The sequence below is a fragment of the Coprococcus sp. AM100_B19A genome, from assembly GCF_027662015.1.
GTDB lineage: Bacteria > Bacillota > Clostridia > Lachnospirales > Lachnospiraceae > Allocoprococcus > Allocoprococcus comes.
The window spans coordinates 46,678-67,536 of record NZ_JAQDKN010000017.1 but is presented as its reverse complement, the minus strand read 5'-3'; the positions used below and the strand labels follow the sequence as shown (position 1 = coordinate 67,536).

Genomic DNA, 20,859 nt, shown 5'->3' with positions numbered 1-20,859 from the left:
CTAATCATCCTCTTCCCGTAAATCTCTTGTTACATCATCAATTTTCTTTGACATCCGGACACCATATTCAATGGACTGATCCAGTACGAACTTGATCTCCGGTGTGTTACGCATATTCAGTGTATGAGCAAGTTCGCGGCGGATATAGCCTTCTGCGCTCTGTAATCCCTTCAGGGTATCAGCCTGGGCTTTTTCATCGCCCAGGACACTGATATATGCTTTGCAGGTTTTAAGATCCGGAGCAACCTCTACCGCTACAACCGAAGTCATCGGTGCAACACGCGGATCCTTGATCCCTCCACGCAGAATAGTACTCAGTTCACGCTGTACCTCTGCGTTTACTCTTGTATTCTTAATGCTGTTTTTTCTCATTTTCTACCCTTCTTTATCTAGGAACTTCCACCATCTTGAATGCTTCTACCTGGTCTCCTTCTTTGACATCGTTGAAACGTTCAAATACGAAACCACATTCATATCCGGCTTTAACTTCCTTCACATCATCTTTGAAACGCTTTAATGAAGCAAGCTTTCCATCATAGATCACAACGCCGTCACGAACGATTCTTGCCTGGCAGTCACGTTCAAATGTACCGTCAAGGACATAAGATCCTGCAATTGTTCCGACTCCGGAAGCCTTGAATGTCTGACGTACTTCGGCATGGCCAAGTACCTTTTCTTCAAATACAGGCTCAAGCATACCTTTCATGGCTGCTTCAACGTCTTCGATCGCATTGTAGATGACACGGTACAGTCTCACATCAACACCTTCACGTTCTGCCGTTTCCTTTGCAGTTGCGTCCGGACGTACATTGAATCCGATAATGATCGCATTGGATGCTGCTGCAAGCGTAACGTCAGATTCATTGATCGCACCAACACCACCATGGATGATCTTGACAACGACTTCTTCATTGGAAAGTTTGACAAGACTCTGCTTGATCGCTTCTACAGATCCCTGTACGTCTGCTTTTACAACGATTCCAAGTTCTTTTAAGTTGCCTTCCTGGATCTGGTTGAACAGATCATCCAGAGACATCTTGGACTTGGTTTCTTCCAGTTTCTTGATCTTGTTCTGACTGATGAATGTCTCTGCAAAGCTTCTTGCATCTTTATCATTCTTGCAGCCAACAAATACTTCACCTGCATTCGGCACATCATTAAGACCGAGGATCTCAACCGGCATAGAAGGACCTGCTTCTTTTACACGGCGTCCCTGGTCATCCATCATGGCACGTACTTTACCATATGCAGAACCTGCTGCGATCGGATCTCCGACACGGAGTGTACCTTTCTGTACAAGAACGGTTGCAACCGGTCCTTTTCCTTTGTCAAGCTCAGCCTCAATTACAAGACCTCTTGCGCGGCGGTTCGGATTTGCTTTCAGTTCCATCACTTCTGCGGTAAGAAGAACCATTTCCAGAAGCTCTTTGATTCCTTCTCCTGTATGAGCAGATACCGGTACACAGATGGTGCTTCCGCCCCAGTCTTCCGGAATCAGTTCATATTCGGTCAGTTCCTGTTTTACACGGTCGATATTGGCACTTGGCTTGTCAATCTTGTTGATCGCAACTACGATCTCGATCCCTGCTGCCTTTGCATGGTTGATCGCTTCTACAGTCTGCGGCATGACACCGTCATCTGCTGCAACAACCAGGATTGCAATATCGGTAGAATTTGCACCACGCATACGCATTGCGGTAAATGCTTCATGTCCCGGTGTATCGAGGAAGGTGATTTTCTCACCGTTGATTTCCACAACTGAAGCACCGATATGCTGTGTGATTCCACCTGCTTCTCCTGCGATGACATGAGTATCACGGATCTTGTCAAGAAGAGAGGTTTTACCGTGGTCAACGTGTCCCATAACGCAGACTACCGGCGGACGTTTCTTCATTTTCTTTTCGTCTTCTTCGTCTTCTTTCAGAAGTTCTTCGATCACATCGACTACTTCTTCTTTTTCACAGAGCACATCGAATTCCAGAGCGATTTCTTCAGCTGTCTCGTAATCAATTTCCTGGTTGACTGTTACAATCTTGCCCTGCATGAAGAGTTTCTTAACGATTACGGATGGCTGGATCTTCATTGCATCTGCAAGTTCCTGGATTGTAAGTACTTCCGGAATTGTGATCTGCTTGATCTGCTCCTCCACAACCTCTTTCTTCGGCTGTGGTTTTACCATTTTCGGCTGAGCGTTATTGTTTTTGCCCTTTTTGCCTTTCTGCAGTCTGTCTTCGTTCTCTTCATTTCTGTTATATTCTTTCTTCTTGTGCGCATCTTTTGGTTTGTTGCGGCTTGGTTTCTGTTCTGCGATTGCAGGTGCCGGAATAGACGGGCTGGATTTTCTTCTGTCGTCACGGCGTCCGCCATCACGCATCTCTCTTCCGTCTCTGTTATCACGGTTATCTCGATTATCTCTTCTGTCTCCGCGGTTCTGGAATCCGCCATCTCTTCTTCCATCACCCGGGCGTCCCTGTCTCTGATCCTGACCGTTTCTTGGTCCGTTTGGATTTCTGCGCTGTCTGTTATCACGGTTTTCTCCCTGCGGACGATCCTGTCTGTTTCCGTTCTGCGGGCGTCCCTGGCCATTTCCATTACCCTGCGGGCGTTCCTGTCTGTTTCCGTTCTGCGGACGTCCCTGGCCATTTCCCTGAGGGCGTCCCTGGCTGTTACCATTCTGTGTACGTTCCTGTCTGTTTCCATTGCCCTGTGAGCGTCCCTGACCATTTCCATTACCTTGCTGGCGCTGTCCGTTTCGACTGCCCTGCGGGCGTCCCTGACCATTACGGCCTCTTCCGCCGCCCTGTGAGTTCTGCGGTCTGAAAACCTGAACGATATTTTTCTTCTTCGGGGTATCTTCAGAAGTTTTTTCACTTTTTACTGCATCAATCTGTTCATCTGAAAGTGTACTCATATGACTTGCCACCTCAATTCCTTTATCTTTTAATATAGAGAGTATTTCTTTGTTTGTCTTATTCATCTGTTCTGCCAGTTCATATACTCTTAATTTTGCCATAAATCTACCTCCTGTATACAGTTCCTATTATCCTTCTTCCATATCCAGATGTTTTCTGATTCCTTTTGCAAACCCTGCATCTGTTACTGCAAGCGAAGCGCGGAACTCTTTTCCCATCGCATGGCCCAGGGTATCTTTATCTTCAAAAAAGTATATTGGCACTTTATAAAAATCACACATGTTCTGAAATTTCTTTTTTGTATTGTCCGATGCGTCGTCTGCCACAATCACCAGATGCGCGCGTCCTTCCTTGACTTCTTTTTCTGTCATGAATTCCCCGCTCTTTGTCTTGCCGGCTTTGGTCGCCAGACTGATCATCGATAATGCTCTATTTATGTTCAAGCTGCTCCAGCTCCTTTTCCAGATTTTCGTATATCTCTTTTGGTATCGCCTGTTTGAAAGAACGTTCCAGTCCTTTATTCTTTATTGCTTCCTGCAAACATTTTCCGGAAAAGCACAGATATGCCCCGCGCCCGTTCTTACGTCCGGTTGCGTCCAGAATGAATTCGCCTTCTGCTGTTTTCAGAACACGCAGCATTTCTTTTTTATTCTTCATTTCCTGACATCCCACGCATTTACGCATCGGGATCTTTTTGGTCGTACTCAAATAATCACCTCTGTCTATTCTTCATACAGATCAAGATCATCTGCTACTTCTTCCTCTGATTCTTCATCAGCAGAATATTCTTCGTCTGAATACTCTTCCTCCTGATAATCATCTTCATAATTCTCAGCCATATTCATATAATCTGCCGGAAGTTCGCCAGACTCGATCGCCTGTGTTTCGTTCTTGATATCGATCTTATATCCGGTCAGTCTTGCTGCAAGACGTGCATTCTGACCTTCTTTACCGATTGCAAGTGAAAGCTGGTAATCCGGTACAATTACACTTGCTGTTCTCTCATCCGGATCAGCCATTACAGAAATAACCTTCGCCGGGCTGAGTGCATTCTCGATCAGGATTGCCGGGTTATCACTCCAGTTGATGATATCAATCTTTTCACCGCGGAGTTCATTTACAACGGCTCCGACTCTGGCACCGTTCATACCAACGCATGCTCCAACCGGATCTACATCCGGGTCGTTAGACCATACTGCGATCTTGGTACGGGAACCTGCTTCTCTTGCAATGCTCTTGATCTCTACAATACCATCACGCACCTCGGTTACTTCCGCCTCAAAAAGACGCTTAACCAGTTCCGGATGTGTTCTTGATACAAGGATCTTTGGTCCTTTTGTCGTGTTCTTCACCTCTACAACGTAAAGTTTGATACGCTCTGTCGGCTCGAATTTCTCACCTTTTACCTGCTCATTCTCAGTAAGGATCGCATCTGCTTTTCCAAGGTTTACACTGACATTCTTGCCAATATATCTCTGAACCACACCTGTCACGATATCTTTTTCTTTTTCAAAGTACTGATCATATACAACTTTTCTTTCTTCTTCGCGAATCTTCTGAAGAATCAGGTTCTTTGCATTCTGTGTTGCGATACGTCCGAAAGATTTGGACTCAACCGGGATCTGTACGATGTCACCGATCTCATAAGAAGGATCGATCATCTTCGCATCTGCAAGACTGATCTGTTCTACTTTGTCCTCTACTTCTTCTACAACGGTCTTCTCCTGGATCAGAGTGTAATCGCATGTCTCCTTATCCATAATTACTTTGATATTGTCTGCTTTTCCGAAATGATTCTTACATGCATTGATCAGTGAATTCTCAATGGCATCCATCAGAGTATCTCTGCTGATATCTTTTTCCTCTTCAAGAATTGTAAGTGCTTCTAATAATTCGGTATTCATTTCCTTCTTCCTCCTGTCACTAGAAATCGAACGCCAGACGGATCAGTGCGATGTCTGCTTTATCAAATGTCATCGTCTCGCCGTCTTCATATTCAATGGTAACTGTATCTTTATCATAATCTTTTAAGATTCCAATAAACTCTTTCTGTCTGTCGATTGCCCGGTAAGTACGAACCTCTACTTCTTCTCCCAGGCTTCTTGCAAAGTCTTTTTCTTTCTTCAGCGGTCTGCCAAGTCCCGGCGAACTCACTTCCAGAATATACGCTTCATCGATAAAATCCTTCTCATCCAGAATGTCTGAAAGTTCCCGGCTTACAACCTCACAGTCATCGACCATAATTCCTCCCGGCTTATCAATATAAGCACGCAGGTACCAGTTTCCGCCCTCTTTTACATATTCTACATCCCAGAGATCAAATCCATGCTTTTCCACGATTGGGTTCAGAATCTCTTCTGTTTTCTGTTCATATACTTCTTTTTTTGACAATCTGCAACTTCCTTTCTTAATCAGGCTCCAAAAATCTGTCCGATTTTGGTTGTATGACTGGCAAAAAGAAGAGTGAACTTTCGTCCACTCTTCTGCCAGATTTCTTATGTAACTGCATACAGTATAGCACTACTTTTCCTGAAATGCAAGGATTTTTAAAATATATGCCTGATTCTCTTTGTAAAGACGCTTTCCGTCGTTCTCTTTCAGCCATTTTACAACCTGGATATCTGCTGCCCAGTCATCTGCCCAGACTTCATCACCTTCGCCACGCGCCGCCGCTTTTTCTGCGATGTATCCCGCCGGGTCTTCCGTAAGATCTTTCAGTACTTCATATGCTTTTTCGTTCTTATCATCCAGATCCTGTATCAAAACAACGGTTTCTGTATCCGGTGTCTTTCCATCGAGCGCCTGCAGCTGTTCATTATATTTTTCCAGATTCTCCAGGCTGTCCTTCGCATCCTCCAGACATTCTGTCAGGATTTCGATCTCCGTTTTTCCAGTACCACCCTTTGCAACCGGGCGGATAGATATTTCTGAATCAGCAGTCGTCTTTTTCAGCTCTGTCCGAATCCTTTCCTCATCGTGATCCATTCTTCCGATATCATATCCAAAGTAAAAACCGCCAATTCCAATCACAACAAGAAGAACGATTGCAAAAATTCTTTTTCCGGATTTTTTCTTTTTCATCTTCCGTCCTCCTTACCCTAATATCGTACCTGCTATAATTCCAAGGATCATTCCGCCGATCCCAGTTCCCGCAAGCGCCGCAAGATATAAGAGTACCTTCACCGCTTTGGATTTCTCCTTTTTCACCTTTGGAAGTGCCGGACCAGGCTCCGGTGTTCGCCTCTCCTGCGTCTGTTCCGGTGTCTCCTGCCGCGGCATTCTTTCGATTTCTTCTTGTGTCGGATAGGCAAACGGCATCACACCTGCTTCAAGAGCTGAAAATAATTTTCCATCGATCCACTGAAAATACTGCCAGATCGCCGCATCAAACATCCGGTGGGTGTCCAGAAAATGATACCAGGATTCCACAAAGGTTTTTGTTCGGAAATATTCTCTATACGCCGGTTCCTCCAGAATATCCTTCCAGTGATACAGCTTATTCCGTTCCTTTTCATTCAAATACAGACTGATGCACTGCTCCATGATTTTCCGGACCTCACGGTCATCCGCGCCTTGTCGCTCAGAAGCATCCGCCATATTCTGAAACTGACGGGTCCAGTCACTGTCCCACGTCCGGGAATCTTCCTCTAACTGTACAGATGGCTCTCCTGCCTCTTCTTCCCGGAAACTTTCCTCAGAATCTTCGTCAGAATGCGCAGGAAGTTCTTCATACTGCGCAGAAGATTCTTCTGACTGTGCATCTTCTTTCTGAGGATTTTCCATGTAATCCTCTTCCGGGTTTCTCTCCGGCTCTGCATAATTCCATGTTTCAGATTCCGCTGCTTTTTCCTGCTCCGCTGCTCCCATCTCCATCCGCCGCGGCTCTTCCGGCATCTGTGGCTCTTCCCCTCTTCCCGCATTGCGCTCCGCCCACGCAAGCGCCTCTTCATAGGCATCGTGGATCCTCTGGAATTCCTCCGGGTGTTCTTCCGGGTGGAACTCCCGGGACTTCGCCGCATACGCCCGCTTTATCGTTTTCTTTTCCGTTGTTGGTTCAATCCCAAGTACCGTAAAACAGTTCATCACTGCTGCCTCCTCCACTCATCATACAGATAAGCTTCTATCTTGACCGGCACCGATCTCTTCGGTGTATTCTCCACAATATCCAGAAGCTCACTTGTCCTTGTATACGCCTTCTCGATCGTCCGCAAATCCTGTGCATTTAATGCAACTGAAAAATCTGCCAGGATCTTGTCCAGATATTTTCGGATTTCTCCGGTGTTTTCTTCGTAAAGACGGTCGCCTCTTTCCAGCAGAAGCCGGTTCTTTTCCTGCTCTCTCGGATGGATCTTAATCTTCTGCAGTTCTTTTCTTCTTTCCTCAATCTGCTCTGGTGTCAGATGGATATCTTTGTTGACGATCACCTTACTGAAATGCTCCTTGGTGCTCACCACGGTCACATCCACTTCCAGAATTCCGTTAATGTCATAGGTAAATCGGACATCCACCGCTTCCCTCTGATCCTCTCTTCTTGCCAGCGGCACCGGCACACGGATCCGCCCAAGCTCCAGATTCTGGTCTGCATAGCGGTGCTCGCCCTGTAAAATCGTGATATCACAGTATTCCTGGAACTGATGTACCGTCCAGTATCGCTCCACCCGGCTGATCGGAAGAACCGAATTTCGCTCAATGATCGGAGACATGATCGCCGGTCCCTTGGTATCTCCGTGAATGATCTCGGTTCCAAGTGTAAACGGACATATATCTGTAAGAAGTACATCCCGCACTGCCTGCTGCCGCTCCTTGATTCCGGCATACATTCCGGCGCCGACCGCAACCGCAACATCCGGATCGATCTCACACCGCGGTCTTTTGCCACTCAAAAACTGCAGATAATTCTGCACGATCTTCATCTTACCGGATCCACCGATCATAATGATCTCGTCAATATCCTCCCATCCATAACCACTGTCGTTCATCGCCCGTTTCAGCGGAATCCCGATTCCTTCCAGCAGCTTTGCAGACACCTCCAGAAGTCCTTTCGCATCCAGTTTCATCTGGTAAATCTGTCCGCCGATCACAACCTCCATCTCGCCCTCCGGCGCATCAGTCAGTGTACGTTTCAGCTTCTCACTCTCCCGGATCAGGCTGGCTCTTTCTTCATTAGTGATCTTTCCTTCATCAATCCGATTGACACTTAGGAATTTTTCCGCAATTGCACGGTTCACATCATCCCCACCGAGATGATTGTCTCCGGCAACTGCCACAATCTCGATCACACTGTCAAATGCATCTACGATCGAGATATCCAGAGTTCCTCCGCCAAAATCAAACACCAGAAAGGTCTGATCCTCCTTAGTCTTTCCAAAGCGATAGGCAAGTGCTGCCGCCGACGGCTCATTGACCAGACGCTCCACAGTAAGTCCGGCAAGCTCTCCTGCCATCTTCGTCGCATTTCTCTGAAAATCATTAAAATACGCCGGGACACTGATGACTGCCTCTTCAACCGGCTCACCCAGGTATTTTTCCGCATCTTCTTTCAGCTGCCGCAGGACCATGGACGACAGATCTGCCGCTGTAAACCGCCTGTTTCCAAGCATAAATGTCTTCTCCGTCCCCATAAAACGCTTGAAACTTGCCACTGTACTTTCCGGATGGGAGATCAGACGCTCTTTCGCCGTTCTCCCTACCAGCATCTCACCGTTCTCATCAATTCCTACTACCGACGGTGTTAAATATTCTCCCAGATTATTTGGAATCAACGTGCATTTATCATCCTGCCACACGCTTACCAGACTGTTTGTTGTTCCAAGATCAATTCCTACCGTTGCCATATGACCGACCTACTTTCTCATTCGTGTTCCTGTTCCATCTCTTTTCGCCCGTTTCAAGCGGTTCAGTGTCACTTCTTTTTCATGGAAGATCACCTTGCTCTCCGTTCCTTCTTCAAACAGATATACCTCTTCCACGCTGTCATTTTTCTGTAATTTCATACCGCGCACACCAACTGCACCCTTTTTCTTCTCCGAAACTTCTTCCGCCGGGAAACGGAGCACAAATCCATTCTCCGTCATCAGAACTACATCCTGCGCATCCCGGATCGGCCGGATACTTACCAGTGCATCTTCATCCTGCAGCTTCGTTGCCGCGATTGTCCGCTTAGTTACCTGGAATTCACTTCCTGCCACCTTTTTGATCATTCCCTGCTTCGTGACAAACAGAAATTTTGAGAAAAAGAGTTCTCTGTCATCACATAGATATACGATTTCTTCTTTTGTACTGTCAAAATTACTTACATTGTCGATTGGAAATCCTTTGTCCCTGAATTTTCCATAAGGGAGATCCATCACTTTGATCTGATGCATCTTGCCATCCGATGTAAAAAGACACAACTTGCCGGTATTCATACAGCGCAGAATATACTTATTCTCCTTATCTGCCGCTTCCCGGTTACGTTCATAGACGGATCCATCCACCGTCTTTGCATAACCAAAGCGGTCCATCAGAAGGACAACCTCCTGCTCCTGTACTTTATTTTCCTCAAACACAGCTTCTTCTGCATTCTCGATCTTCGTTTTACGCTTCACGGCATATTCTTTTTTCAGCGCATCCAGATCATCAATGATCACCTGCGCCATAGAATCATAATTATTCAGAATATCCTCATATTTTGCAATATTTGCAAGCGTTGTCTCATGCTCCTTCATCAGCGCCTCGATTTCCAGACCGATCAGCTTGTACAGACGCATCTCCAGAATTGCCTGTGCCTGCCGGTCGGTAAACCGGAGCATGGATGCCATCTTCTCAGATCTTTTCGACTTAAACTTGATCTTCTCCGTCGCACCTGTTGTCAGACATTTTTTTGCATCCCTGATGGACGAGCTTCCACGCAGGATCTCAATGATCAGGTCGATCACGTCACACGCCTTGATCAGACCCTCCTGGATTTCTTTTTTATCCTGCTCTTTTTTCAGCAGCGTCTTGTATTTTCTGGTTGCAAGTTCAAACTGGAAATCTACATGATGTTCGATGATACGTTTGAGTCCCAGTACTTCCGGTCTGCCATCGGCTACCGCAAGCATATTGACACCAAAGGTATCCTCCAGTCTGGTCTTTTTATAAAGCATGTTGATCAGATTGTCCACATCTGCATCACGCTTCACTTCAATTACAATACGGATTCCTTCCTTGGAAGACTGATTGGAAATGTCTACGATGTCACTGGTCTTCTTTGTCTCCACCAGATTGCAGACATCGTTCAGAAATTTACCGATTCCGGCTCCGATCATGGTGTACGGGATTTCGGAAATGACGATCTTCTTCCGTCCGCCTTTTATCTCTTCCACATCTACTTTTCCACGAATCTTGATCTTTCCGGTTCCAGTCTCATAAATTTCTGCCAGATCATCTTTATTGACGACGATCCCGCCTGTCGGGAAATCCGGTCCTTTGATATACTTCATCAGCTGTTTTGTCGTGATATCATTGTTCTTCATGTATGCCTTAACCGCATCCACAATCTCGCCCAGGTTATGTGTCGGAATACTGGTTGCCATACCAACTGCGATTCCTTCCGCACCGTTCAGCAGAAGGTTCGGAATTCTTACCGGAAGAACTGCCGGCTCTTTTTCTGTCTCATCAAAATTCGGTACAAAATCAATGATATCTTTGTCCAGATCGGCAAGATATGCCTCCTGTGTGATTTTCGCCAGTCTTGCTTCAGTATAACGCATGGCTGCAGCCCCGTCTCCTTCAATGGAGCCGAAGTTTCCATGACCATCTACCAGGATCATTCCTTTTTTGAATTCCTGTGCCATAACAACCAGCGCTTCATAGATCGAGCTGTCTCCATGTGGATGATATTTACCCATGGTATCCCCGACAATACGCGCACATTTACGATATGGTCTGTCATAACGGATTCCCAGCTCATACATGTCATAGAGTGTTCTTCTCTGTACCGGTTTCAAACCATCCCTGACATCCGGGAGGGCTCTGGAAATGATAACACTCATGGCATAGTCAATATATGATTTTTTCATCAGCTCCGAATATTCCGTCCGGATGATCTGTGACTCTTCCATTTTCTCTTACCTCTTCTAGTTTATGTTTTCTGATGCACAGACTTTCCCCTTTTGAAAATCCATGCCTTTCCGATCTGTTTTTAAATATCCAGTTCTGCCTCTGTCGCATTTTCATAAATAAATGCGCGGCGCGGCGGAACTTCTGTTCCCATCAGCATCTCTGTTACACCGGATGCCATACGTGCATCCTCGATCTCGATCCGTTTCATCATTCGAGTTTCCGGGTTGAGGGTTGTCTCCCAGAGCTGCTCTGCATCCATTTCACCCAGACCTTTGTATCGCTGCAGGGTAAAGTCGGAATGTGTCTTTCTATATCTCTCCAGTGCCTTATCATCGTAAAGGTACTCTTCTTCTCCCTTTTTCGGCATTGCCTTATAAAGCGGCGGCATTGCCACGTAGACATGACCTTCGTATATCAGTTCCGGCATAAACCGGTAGAATAAGGTCAGCAACAGTGTGGAAATATGCGCTCCATCCACATCCGCATCCGCCATGATGATAATCTTGTCATACCGCAGCTTTGTGATATCAAAGTCATTACCGTATCCCTCTGAAAATCCACATCCGAATGCATTGATCATGGTCTTGATCTCGGCATTTGCCAGAACCTTATCGATGCTTGCTTTTTCCACGTTCAGAATCTTTCCACGGATCGGCAGGATTGCCTGATACATTCTGTCACGGGCAGTCTTTGCGCTTCCTCCCGCAGAATCTCCCTCAACGATGAAGATTTCACATTTGGATGCATCCCTGCTCTCACAGTTGGCAAGCTTACCGTTACTGTCAAAAGAATATTTCTGCCTGGTCAGAAGATTCGTCTTTGCCTTTTCCTCGGTCTTACGGATCTTTGCTGCTTTTTCCGCACAGGAAAGAACCTTTTTCAGTGTCTCCAGATTCCGGTCAAAGAAACGCGGGATCTCATCACTGGTCACCTTTCCGGTCGCTTTTGCCGCATCCTGGTTGTCCAGCTTTGTCTTGGTCTGTCCCTCAAATCTCGGATCCGGGTGCTTGATCGATACGATCGCCGTCATTCCGTTCCGTACATCCGCACCGGTAAAGTTGGCATCCTTATCCTTTAACACACCAATTTCACGGGCATACTGGTTCATGATCGTCGTAAATGTCGTCTTGAACCCGGTCAGATGGGTTCCCCCTTCCGCATTATAAATATTGTTGCAGAAACCTAATACATTTTCATGAAATTCATTCACATACTGGAATGCAACTTCCACTTCGATACCTTCTGCTTCTCCTTTATAGTAAACCGGATCGTGGATCACTTCTTTTTTGGAATTCAGATCCTTGATAAATCCAATGATCCCATCCGGTTCATGATACTCGATCCTCTCTTCCTGTGTCTTTCTTTTATCTGTAAATATAATCGTCAGTTCCGGATTCAGGTAGGCTGTCTCATGCAGTCGGCTCTTGATCTCTTCCTCTTTAAATCTCGTCTTCTCGAAAATTGTCGGATCTGGAAGAAAATTGACACAGGTTCCGGTCTTTTTGGTCTTTCCGATCACCGGAAGAAGCCCATCCTCCAGTTCTACCACCGGAATTCCTCTCTCATAACGGTCGTGGTGGACCGCACCGTCACGACTGATCTTTACATCCATATAAGTAGATAGTGCATTAACAACCGAAGAACCTACTCCGTGCAGACCGCCACTTGTCTTGTATGCCGAATCATCGAACTTACCTCCCGCATGTAGGGTGGTATATACGATTCTGGCCGCCGATACTCCTTTTGCATGCATACCTACCGGCACACCGCGTCCATTATCTGTTACCGTTGCAGAACCGTCCTTTTCCAGTGTCACCTCTATCTGTGAACAAAATCCTGCCAGATGCTCATCTACCGCATTATCTACAATTTCGTACACCAGGTGGTTAAGCCCCTTGGTACTGACGCTTCCAATATACATTCCCGGTCTTTTCCGGACGGCTTCCAGTCCTTCCAGAATGGTAATACTCTCCGCATCATATGTAGTCTTTTTTGCCATTTTCTTCCTCTCCTCTTATGATCTATCCTAAAATATCCAGGTAAAATCCTGCGGCAGCAGCCTCCTTACAATTTCCCGGATTCCCTGATCTGTTTCTTCAATTCAGTAAGAAAAATTCTATCTCAATTTCAATCCTCTTGTCAAGCCAAATTGACCTCCCCTGCCATTATAACATATTTTATATCGTTAAACTTCTGTAGTTTCCATTCTGTCATAAGAATACTCCCTCTATCGTCCGGTCAGCACACTATTTAAAAGGTCTGCCAGCACCTCCATGGCATTTCGCATTTCCTCTACCGTGTTGGTCTGCGCGCCCGCCTCAATAAGAAGCATCCGCGGCATCAGATCCATATTGTATTTATAGCCGCGAAGATAGTTTCTCCTTGCAAATCCCGGATATTTTGTTTCTGCCGCAATCTTCATCTGCAGGGAAAATGCAAGATTATCCTGCAAATATGGATTGGCCATTCCGACAAGGTCTCCGTTTACCCGCGTCCGGCTCAGTCCGTTAAAAAACATGATCTGTGCCGTCGGTTTCCCATTTATCTCTGTCACCAGATGCGTAGTATCCGCCACGCCGTCTCTATGCAGATCGATCACCACTTCGATACTCGGATTTTCCGCAAGGATCTGTTCCACCTCAGGTTTGGCAAATTCATAGGCCTCGCTCCGGTCCAGTTTCCCATTGATCAGATCATATACACCCTCATGATGCATGGTCGGAATCTTGTATTTGTTATTTAAAATCTCCGTCAGATAACGCCCGATCCCTACAATTGAGGTGGACGGATCATTGTCCGAATCTGCAAATGTCTCCTGGGAATGGGTGTGATAGATCAGGATTTTCGAACCGCCCGTACTCAGATCGATCCTCAAATCCTTTCCAAGCAGCTCCGAAGCGTTCAACTCCGAAGGATTGATATAAGTCACGCTGTCCACCGTATAAAAATTGCTCACAAGATATTCAAAATCATTTAGCCGCTCCATTGAAAGATCCATCGTCGGTACGGACGCCTGCCTTGTCTCTTCACTTTTGTCTTTCCCGATAAGCTGTCCATTTTCATCCACCGAATTTTCTTCTTCTGCCTGCTTTTTTGCAAGAATCGCATAGGTAGCCTCATCTTCTGTCAGAAGCTCTGCCGCCTCCCGTTCAGTCACATAATTGCCAAGAGGAATCAGGGCAGATGCCATGTGGACAACAGCCTCCGTCACCCGGATTTCCCCTTGTTTTTTTTCCGTATATGTAACTCCCGGCATATAAAGCCGCTCCGCATTCTCCTGAACGCTCTGGATCATCCTGATCTTCCAGGACTTCGGGATCAGTGAACCGCTGCTTTTTGCTTCCAGTCCCCAGATTCCCAAAATCATAATGGCAAGAAGCACACAAATTCTCTGTTCTTTTTTCATCTGCGCGCCTCCCTGCCAGTTTCTGAAGATCGCTGTAGCAAAACCATATCTTTCCAGACTGGATCCTGCCCCGGACCTTTTGTGTCATATTGACATAATATATGCAGCTCACTGCCTGATTATGTCGCTGAAGCCGCAAAAAGCATATTCAGTGCCTCCGAAATCGTATAACTGATTCGCCTGACGGTCTCATCAATATCTTTTGGTGTTACAAACATTCCATTTAAATGTGGCGCGATCAGTTCTTTAATCAGCTCATATTTTTCTGCCGGACTGTATCCTTTGATCACACTTGCCATGCCTTTTAAAGATTCAGATACTTCCACTGCACTGAGCAGATTATCCATCGTATCGCCTACAATGGTTGCCGCATCCACTACAGTCGGCACACCGATTGCAATCACCGGGATCCCGACTGTCTTTTCCGTGATTGCATTTCGGTGATTTCCCACCCCGGATCCCGGATTGATTCCCGTATCCGCAATCTGGATCGTCCGGTTCAGCCTTTTTGAATTTCTCGCTGCCAACGCATCGATCACCAGAAGGATATCCGGTTTTGTCTCTGCCACCACCCCCCGGATCACCTCCACAGTCTCCATTCCGGTCTGCCCCATAACCCCCGGCACGATCGCGCTGACCGACCAGACCTCATCTTCCCCTGTTGCATACTTTCCGTACTCTTCAATGATATGCCTTGTGATATGCAGGTTGTCTACCACATAAGGACCAAGTGCATCCGGTGTCACCTGGCGGTTGCCAAGACCGACCACCAGGATCTTTTCCATCTTTCTTTTAGGAAGCAGTTCTCCAATGAATTTCCGGAGCTGCTGTGAAATCTCCTCATGATATCCTTCATCGGGAACTGCCATTTCCGGTGCCTCGATCGTGATATAGCTGCCAACCGGTTTCCCCATCACTTTTGCTCCGTTTTCGGTCTCAATCCTCACGGTCGTGATGCGGATCTCATTTTCCTCATCATACTCTTCCGTCAAGATCACACCCTGGACCTCAACATGATCAGATTCAAACCGTTCCTTCTCTTCCAGCGCCAGATCCGTCCTGATATTATACTTTTCAACCATAGTCCTCTCCCATTTCTGTATTTTCTGTCTTATTCACTTAGTTTTTCGCAAAAAATTGGAATTATGTATTGACAAGCAATCTTTCTTCGCCTAAAATAAATAAGTGTGTTCGACGGATGTTCCGTGTCACTTTTCGTCGAATTCAATATTATGATTATATAATTTATGAAATGATAATTTGGAGGTGTCGGAAATGGCTAATATTAAATCCGCAAAAAAGAGAATTTTAGTAACTGAGACAAAGACAGCTAGAAATAAAGCAATCAAATCTAAAGTGAAAACTTATGTAAAGAAAGTTGAAACTGCTGTTGAAAAGAAAGACGTTGAAGCTGCAAAGGCTGCATTAAAAGAAGCAATCTCTGTAATCAACAAAGCAGGAAGCAAGGGTGTTTACCACAAAAATACTTGCGCAAGAAAGATCTCTCGTTTAACAAAAGCTGTTAACGAAATTGCTTAATTCCGGTTTCGAGATAAATAATGAATGATAAAAAGGCAGCCATCCCGTCAGTGGCTGTCTTTTTTGTTTTCATAAATCTTTCAAAAAAGAGTCTGTACTGAAATGCTGCTTGTATTCGGTACAGACTTTTTTTGTCTTCTGATTTTCTCTTATAATTTAGAATAACCGTAGCTGTTCACGATAGCTTCGATCCGCTGTCCTTCTCTGCACTTCGGGCAATCTTCCGGAGAATATGCTCTGTAATGCGGAAGATCACTGCTTGTGAAGATCGTATTGACTTCCATTCCTGCAATCTTGTTGACTGAACTGAAAATTGCGCTGATTCCGCAGACTCTTCCACCGTAGTAGAGAACAGACTCGATTGCTTGTTTGACAGATTTACCGGTTGTGATGGACGCTGCAAGGATCAGAACCTGTTTGTTCTCAACCATTCTCTGTTTGTTGTCACGGAACAGGATCTGTCCGTCCTGATACATCTCCGGGGTAATAATGGAAATGTTGTTTCCTTTGCTGAGTGAGTACTGGTTCTCATCGGCAAGCTGCTCGGCAAGGAAGGTTCCGATCACTTCTGTCTCTTCCATGCAAACGATGGTATCTACCGTTGTGTTAGAAAGGTAAGCTGCTGCAAGAACTTTTGCAGTTTCACGGGCATTGTTGTGACGGGATTTGACCGTTGACATGTCGATGTAGGTGTTGATGTGGGAATGACTTGTTGCAAAGTGTCCTTTTAAAATTTTAATTCGCGCCTTTGGGTTTTTAGCGGAGCGAAGGTCTTCCAGTCTTTCATCCATTTCTAGTTCCTCCTTTAAGTTGTTTTGGTGGTTTTGACTGGTTTTAGTATAGCACAGAGGGATAGGTTGTGCAATATGTATATTGTGGGGGAGTATGGTGGAGGGATGGGATGGAATGAGACGGGATGGGTGTTTAGAGGGGACGCCAAACTGGCGCATAGCGCGGTTTGGCTGGATGTGTTTGTGGAAGGACGGGACTTTTGTTTTGGGGGGACGCGGAATTGGCGCATAGCGCGATTCCGCTGGATGTGTTTGTGAGTTTGTGGGTCGAATGATTTACATACAAGCCGGTCAGAGTCTCACAAGCAAAGCTTGTTCGACCGTTGGCGGCGCCAACTAACTAATCAGAAATAGAAGGAGTCCCGGAAAAGCATGCAAGCATGTTTTTCCGGGACTCCTTCTATTTCCGCTTAGCTGACCGGCTTGTTGCCTATCGCTTAGTTATTGATCAGTTTATCTTCACCATTCCAGCTGTAGAGTTTTCTGATTTCTTCTCCTACTACTTCTGATGGATGTTCTGCGGCTTTCTTTCTCATTGCTTTGAAGTGTACCTGACGTCCTGCCGGTGACATGTCGAGAAGGAATTCTTTTGCGAATGTTCCGTCCTGGATGTCTGAGAGGATCTTCTTCATTGCTTTCTTTGTATCTTCTGTGATGATCTTTGGTCCTGTGATGTAATCACCGTATTCTGCTGTGTTGGAGATTGAGTATCTCATTCCGGCGAATCCGCTCTGGTAGATCAGGTCTACGATGAGTTTCATTTCATGGATGCATTCGAAGTATGCGTTTCTTGGATCGTATCCTGCTTCGCAAAGTGTTTCGAAACCTGTCTGCATAAGGGCACATACACCACCGCAAAGTACAGCCTGTTCTCCGAAGAGGTCTGTTTCTGTCTCTACTCTGTATGTTGTTTCAAGAAGTCCTGCTCTTGCTCCACCGATTGCAAGACCGTAAGCAAGTGCTCTGTCCCATGCTTTTCCTGTGTAATCCTGTTCTACTGCGATCAGACATGGTGTTCCTTTTCCTGCCTGATATTCGCTTCTTACTGTATGTCCTGGTGCTTTTGGAGCGATCATTGTTACATCTACATATGCCGGAGGTGTGATGCATCCGAAGTGGATGTTGAATCCGTGTGCGAACATCAGCATGTTACCTTCCTCAAGGTTTGGTTCGATGTCTTTCTTATACATATCAGCCTGAAGTTCATCGTTGATAAGGACCATGATGATATCAGCTTTCTTTGCAGCTTCTGCTGCTGTATATACTTCAAATCCCTGAGCTTCTGCTTTTGCCCATGATTTGCTTCCTTCGTAAAGACCGATAATGACATTGCATCCTGAATCTTTCAGGTTCAGTGCATGTGCATGTCCCTGGCTACCATATCCGATGATAGCGATTGTCTGTCCTTCTAATACTGATAAATTACAGTCTTCCTGATAAAAAATTCTTGCTGCCATTTTTAATTTCCTCCTATGACTTATTGAATTCTATAGAGTTAAAGGCTCCATGCCCCTAGCTTTCTTATGTAACTACTGCTGCATCCCTGAAGGTGCCGCTTTCGAGCTCGTCGCTCTTTTCAAAACGTCTCTCTGCTTTAATCAAACATGATCACATCATCGCTTCCGCGCTTCAGTCCGGTAATACCGGTTCTTGCCAGCTCCAGGATCTCATATCCGTCCAGAAGCTCCATAAACGCTTTCAGCTTTGATTCGGTTCCCGTCAGTTCAATCATCAGACAGTCTTTTTCAACATCAACGATCTTCGCACGGAAAATATCTGCCAGTGAAATAAGTTCTGCTCTTTCAGATGCATTTGCACGAACCTTGATCATAACCAGTTCTCTGCATACTGAATTGCTGTCATTTAACGGCTTAATCTCGATCACATCTTCCATCTTGCGAACCTGCTTCTCGATCTGTGAAAGAATCTGTTCATCTCCACTTGCTACGATCGTGATCCTTGTAAATCTCGGATCTGCAGTTGTACCTGCGGTAATACTTTCAATATTGTACCCCCGTCTGCTGAACAATCCTGCCATACGGCTTAATAGTCCCGGATTGTTATAAACCAAAATTGAATAAGCTTGTTTTCTCATAACATACTCCTTTACTTTACAAAACAGAGTGCGTTCTGTTTTTTTATTGTAGCAATTGACACCACCTTTGTCAAGTAGCTTTCTAAAATTTTATCACTTTAATTCGATTTTATCAATTACAGGAACCTCTAATTATCGTTTTCACACTGATTTTTCCAGATTTTGTCAAAATATATCCTTTTATCATCTGGACATATAATTCTTCAATTACCTGCCGGACAAATCGTTTTTTGTCAAATTCGACTGTTGTCAGCTGCGGGCGGCAAATGAGTGCTGTTTCTTCTTTTCCGACTGCCATCACTTCAATTTCCTCCGGCACCTTGATTTCCAGATCATGCAGATAACCGACAGCCTCTGCTCCCTGTACGGCAGATGCAAATACGAGCATATCTGCGGATAAAGCAAGCCCTGCCAGCCGGATTTTATAGAACATTCTCCGCAGATCCCTGTCTTTTGGAATTTCCAGATATTGTTCTTCTTCAAGACAGCAGCCTTTTTTTGAAAATATTTTCTGCATTCCCTGCCATACCACTTTTCCGTACTCTTCCGTTCCATCCAGAAACCAGATTCTCTGTTTCTCTCTTTTAAACAGAAATCTTGCGACTTCCTCACCGGCTTTTCCGTAAATCCGGTCTGTTCTGTATATCGCAGCCACCGGAACTGCACACATCTGCCGGATTCTTGTACACTCCTCTTCATTGAGCCAGATACAGATAACCCCATCCAGTTTCCATACCGCCGCATATCGTACAAATTCTTCTGCTGTTTTTACAAAATGCAGCAGCATATAGTATTCCCTCTCATCCAGACTCTTCTCGATCTCACGCAGTATTTCTTCTAATTTTTCACTCTCCTGCTCCCATTCCTGCTTTTTTCCAACAACTACAGCAATCATCCCGGAAGATTTTCCGGAAAGGATACGTGCTCCCATGCTTGGAGCATATTTCTGTTCATCCAGGATCTCCTCTATCCTTTTTCTTGTCTTTCTTGATACTTTTTCCGTTCTTCCATGGATCACATTCGATACAGTTGTTGCACTCACTCCGGCTATTTTTGCAATATCTTTGATCCTGATTTTCCCCTCAGCCATTTCTTTCCCCCACTTATTTCTTTTGTTTTTTCTGTTTCTACTATCTTACACTTCTTTTCTTCTTTCTTACTAATTCGCATTTTTTCGACATCACCTGTAACTTTTCGATAAAATATTTTACAGATCATTGCCCGGATATCCACCTTGTGCTATCCTTAATCTGTTAAATAATTTTTCAGATACAGGAGATTGAATCATGGATGGTATTATATTTGACGTAGACGGCACACTCTGGGACTCAACCGAAGCAGTTGCCAGATCCTGGAATCAGGCGATAGAGGAGAATACAGATTTTTCCCTCTCACTTACAGCAGATTGGCTTAAGTCACTTTTTGGAAAAACAATGGATGAGATCACGCTTGCACTCTTTCCTTCCTGCCCAAAAGAAGAACGTGACCGGATCGGCTATCTTTGCTTTAACTATGAAAATCGGCTGCTTGAAACCGATCACGGTGTTCTTTACCCGGATGTTGCGCGGACACTGGAAAGCCTTTCTCAGAAAACCGACCTTTATATCGTCAGCAACTGCCAGTGTGGATATATCGAAGTTTTTCTAAAAACGATGGGACTCGGAAAATATATCAAAGATTTTTTATGCTTTGGTCAGACACAGGTTCCAAAAAATGAATCCATCCGTCTTCTGATGGAGCGCAATCATCTGCAGGATGTGGTTTATGTCGGAGATACTTCAGGTGATTTTGATGCCTGCCAGAAAGCAGACGTTCCTTTTATTTATGCTTCGTATGGATTTGGTGATATTCCGGATCCACCAAGACAGATTGGCGCAATCAGGGAACTTCCTGCTCTTCTTGGACTGTAGATTTTCTCTGTTTATGTTCCTGGTTCAGGATTATATAGCAGTTTTTTCCATCATTCAGCATCAGCAGAGTCTGCCACCGGTAGTTTCCTTCCATACACATGACAATATAAAAAGATCAGAG

Annotated in this window: 20 protein-coding genes; 2 read left to right on the top strand and 18 right to left on the bottom strand. The window is 45.3% G+C overall.

The annotated features are described in order from the left end of the window. The 13 genes from rbfA to gpr form a co-directional block, all read right to left on the bottom strand. A complete protein-coding gene (rbfA, locus tag PGQ33_RS14325; protein WP_008369305.1) occupies positions 1-372 on the bottom strand; it encodes a 30S ribosome-binding factor RbfA in 372 nt (123 codons plus the stop codon). A 13-nt stretch (positions 373-385) separates the two neighbouring features. After that, on the bottom strand, positions 386-3,013 hold the full coding sequence (gene infB / locus PGQ33_RS14320) for a translation initiation factor IF-2 (protein ID WP_270205951.1): 2,628 nt from the start codon (positions 3,011-3,013) through the stop codon (positions 386-388). Positions 3,014-3,040: 27 nt separating this feature from the next. Continuing rightward, a complete protein-coding gene (locus PGQ33_RS14315; RefSeq protein WP_118217726.1) occupies positions 3,041-3,331 on the bottom strand; it encodes a L7Ae/L30e/S12e/Gadd45 family ribosomal protein in 291 nt (96 codons plus the stop codon). A 10-nt stretch (positions 3,332-3,341) separates the two neighbouring features. Continuing rightward, a complete protein-coding gene (rnpM, locus tag PGQ33_RS14310; protein ID WP_334294126.1) occupies positions 3,342-3,596 on the bottom strand; it encodes an RNase P modulator RnpM in 255 nt (84 codons plus the stop codon). Between the two features lie 38 nt (positions 3,597-3,634). Further along, positions 3,635-4,816 (bottom strand): transcription termination factor NusA, encoded by a 1,182-nt coding sequence (gene nusA, locus PGQ33_RS14305; RefSeq protein ID WP_008369313.1) that lies wholly within the window; start codon positions 4,814-4,816, stop codon positions 3,635-3,637. Between the two features lie 19 nt (positions 4,817-4,835). After that, positions 4,836-5,303, bottom strand: a complete 468-nt coding sequence (rimP, locus tag PGQ33_RS14300; RefSeq protein ID WP_008369315.1) for a ribosome maturation factor RimP — start codon at positions 5,301-5,303, stop codon at positions 4,836-4,838. 129 nt (positions 5,304-5,432) lie between these two features. Continuing rightward, the gene (locus PGQ33_RS14295) at positions 5,433-5,993 is read right to left on the bottom strand and encodes a hypothetical protein (protein ID WP_195412943.1); all 561 of its coding nucleotides are present in this window, start codon (positions 5,991-5,993) and stop codon (positions 5,433-5,435) included. A gap of 12 nt (positions 5,994-6,005) precedes the next feature. Further along, positions 6,006-6,995 (bottom strand): DnaJ domain-containing protein, encoded by a 990-nt coding sequence (locus PGQ33_RS14290; RefSeq protein WP_270205950.1) that lies wholly within the window; start codon positions 6,993-6,995, stop codon positions 6,006-6,008. Next, the gene (locus PGQ33_RS14285; protein WP_270205949.1) at positions 6,995-8,746 is read right to left on the bottom strand and encodes a molecular chaperone HscC; all 1,752 of its coding nucleotides are present in this window, start codon (positions 8,744-8,746) and stop codon (positions 6,995-6,997) included. The genes PGQ33_RS14290 and PGQ33_RS14285 overlap by 1 nt, the downstream gene beginning before the upstream one ends. Positions 8,747-8,755: 9 nt before the next feature. After that, entirely contained in the window at positions 8,756-10,996 is a 2,241-nt protein-coding gene (locus PGQ33_RS14280; protein ID WP_270205948.1) for a DNA gyrase/topoisomerase IV subunit A, read from the bottom strand. An 80-nt stretch (positions 10,997-11,076) separates the two neighbouring features. Beyond that, positions 11,077-12,996, bottom strand: a complete 1,920-nt coding sequence (locus PGQ33_RS14275; RefSeq protein WP_022220261.1) for a DNA gyrase/topoisomerase IV subunit B — start codon at positions 12,994-12,996, stop codon at positions 11,077-11,079. Between the two features lie 228 nt (positions 12,997-13,224). Then, positions 13,225-14,403, bottom strand: coding sequence for a stage II sporulation protein P (locus PGQ33_RS14270; protein ID WP_270205947.1), 1,179 nt, complete (start codon positions 14,401-14,403; stop codon positions 13,225-13,227). Positions 14,404-14,522: 119 nt separating this feature from the next. Further along, positions 14,523-15,485, bottom strand: a complete 963-nt coding sequence (gpr, locus tag PGQ33_RS14265) for a GPR endopeptidase (RefSeq protein ID WP_117823782.1) — start codon at positions 15,483-15,485, stop codon at positions 14,523-14,525. A 193-nt stretch (positions 15,486-15,678) separates the two neighbouring features. On the opposite strand from gpr, the gene rpsT reads away from it, so the two are divergent. Then, entirely contained in the window at positions 15,679-15,942 is a 264-nt protein-coding gene (rpsT, locus tag PGQ33_RS14260) for a 30S ribosomal protein S20 (RefSeq protein ID WP_173688486.1), read from the top strand. 149 nt (positions 15,943-16,091) lie between these two features. Here rpsT and PGQ33_RS14255 read toward each other — a convergent pair whose 3' ends face one another. The 5 genes from PGQ33_RS14255 to PGQ33_RS14235 form a co-directional block, all read right to left on the bottom strand. After that, the gene (locus PGQ33_RS14255) at positions 16,092-16,733 is read right to left on the bottom strand and encodes an orotate phosphoribosyltransferase (RefSeq protein ID WP_008369334.1); all 642 of its coding nucleotides are present in this window, start codon (positions 16,731-16,733) and stop codon (positions 16,092-16,094) included. Between the two features lie 437 nt (positions 16,734-17,170). Continuing rightward, on the bottom strand, positions 17,171-18,190 hold the full coding sequence (gene ilvC / locus PGQ33_RS14250; protein WP_118199207.1) for a ketol-acid reductoisomerase: 1,020 nt from the start codon (positions 18,188-18,190) through the stop codon (positions 17,171-17,173). A 137-nt stretch (positions 18,191-18,327) separates the two neighbouring features. Then, a complete protein-coding gene (gene ilvN, locus PGQ33_RS14245; RefSeq protein ID WP_008369341.1) occupies positions 18,328-18,828 on the bottom strand; it encodes an acetolactate synthase small subunit in 501 nt (166 codons plus the stop codon). A 112-nt stretch (positions 18,829-18,940) separates the two neighbouring features. After that, positions 18,941-19,918, bottom strand: a complete 978-nt coding sequence (locus PGQ33_RS14240) for a LacI family DNA-binding transcriptional regulator (RefSeq protein WP_270205946.1) — start codon at positions 19,916-19,918, stop codon at positions 18,941-18,943. Next, positions 19,876-20,061: a hypothetical protein gene (locus PGQ33_RS14235; RefSeq protein WP_147339256.1), complete on the bottom strand. Its 186-nt coding sequence runs from the start codon at positions 20,059-20,061 to the stop codon at positions 19,876-19,878. The genes PGQ33_RS14240 and PGQ33_RS14235 overlap by 43 nt, the downstream gene beginning before the upstream one ends. A gap of 53 nt (positions 20,062-20,114) precedes the next feature. Here PGQ33_RS14235 and PGQ33_RS14230 point away from each other — a divergent pair, with 53 nt between their 5' ends. Beyond that, on the top strand, positions 20,115-20,738 hold the full coding sequence (locus tag PGQ33_RS14230) for an HAD family hydrolase (RefSeq protein ID WP_270205945.1): 624 nt from the start codon (positions 20,115-20,117) through the stop codon (positions 20,736-20,738). Positions 20,739-20,859 lie beyond the last annotated feature (121 nt).

Bases quoted from the DNA above. Each gene is read 5' to 3' on its own strand.
- infB (WP_270205951.1), bottom strand. From the start codon at position 3,013: ATGGCAAAATTAAGAGTATATGAACTGGCAGAACAGATGAATAAGACA.
- PGQ33_RS14315 (WP_118217726.1), bottom strand. From the start codon at position 3,331: ATGATCAGTCTGGCGACCAAAGCCGGCAAGACAAAGAGCGGGGAATTC.
- PGQ33_RS14240 (WP_270205946.1), bottom strand. From the start codon at position 19,918: ATGGCTGAGGGGAAAATCAGGATCAAAGATATTGCAAAAATAGCCGGA.
- PGQ33_RS14255 (WP_008369334.1), bottom strand. From the start codon at position 16,733: ATGGATGAAAGACTGGAAGACCTTCGCTCCGCTAAAAACCCAAAGGCG.
- rpsT (WP_173688486.1), top strand. From the start codon at position 15,679: ATGGCTAATATTAAATCCGCAAAAAAGAGAATTTTAGTAACTGAGACA.
- ilvC (WP_118199207.1), bottom strand. From the start codon at position 18,190: ATGGCAGCAAGAATTTTTTATCAGGAAGACTGTAATTTATCAGTATTA.
- rbfA (WP_008369305.1), bottom strand. From the start codon at position 372: ATGAGAAAAAACAGCATTAAGAATACAAGAGTAAACGCAGAGGTACAG.
- rnpM (WP_334294126.1), bottom strand. From the start codon at position 3,596: ATGCGTAAATGCGTGGGATGTCAGGAAATGAAGAATAAAAAAGAAATG.
- ilvN (WP_008369341.1), bottom strand. From the start codon at position 18,828: ATGAGAAAACAAGCTTATTCAATTTTGGTTTATAACAATCCGGGACTA.
- PGQ33_RS14290 (WP_270205950.1), bottom strand. From the start codon at position 6,995: ATGAACTGTTTTACGGTACTTGGGATTGAACCAACAACGGAAAAGAAA.
- PGQ33_RS14285 (WP_270205949.1), bottom strand. From the start codon at position 8,746: ATGGCAACGGTAGGAATTGATCTTGGAACAACAAACAGTCTGGTAAGC.
- nusA (WP_008369313.1), bottom strand. From the start codon at position 4,816: ATGAATACCGAATTATTAGAAGCACTTACAATTCTTGAAGAGGAAAAA.
- gpr (WP_117823782.1), bottom strand. From the start codon at position 15,485: ATGGTTGAAAAGTATAATATCAGGACGGATCTGGCGCTGGAAGAGAAG.
- PGQ33_RS14230 (WP_270205945.1), top strand. From the start codon at position 20,115: ATGGATGGTATTATATTTGACGTAGACGGCACACTCTGGGACTCAACC.
- PGQ33_RS14270 (WP_270205947.1), bottom strand. From the start codon at position 14,403: ATGAAAAAAGAACAGAGAATTTGTGTGCTTCTTGCCATTATGATTTTG.
- PGQ33_RS14295 (WP_195412943.1), bottom strand. From the start codon at position 5,993: ATGAAAAAGAAAAAATCCGGAAAAAGAATTTTTGCAATCGTTCTTCTT.
- PGQ33_RS14275 (WP_022220261.1), bottom strand. From the start codon at position 12,996: ATGGCAAAAAAGACTACATATGATGCGGAGAGTATTACCATTCTGGAA.
- PGQ33_RS14280 (WP_270205948.1), bottom strand. From the start codon at position 10,996: ATGGAAGAGTCACAGATCATCCGGACGGAATATTCGGAGCTGATGAAA.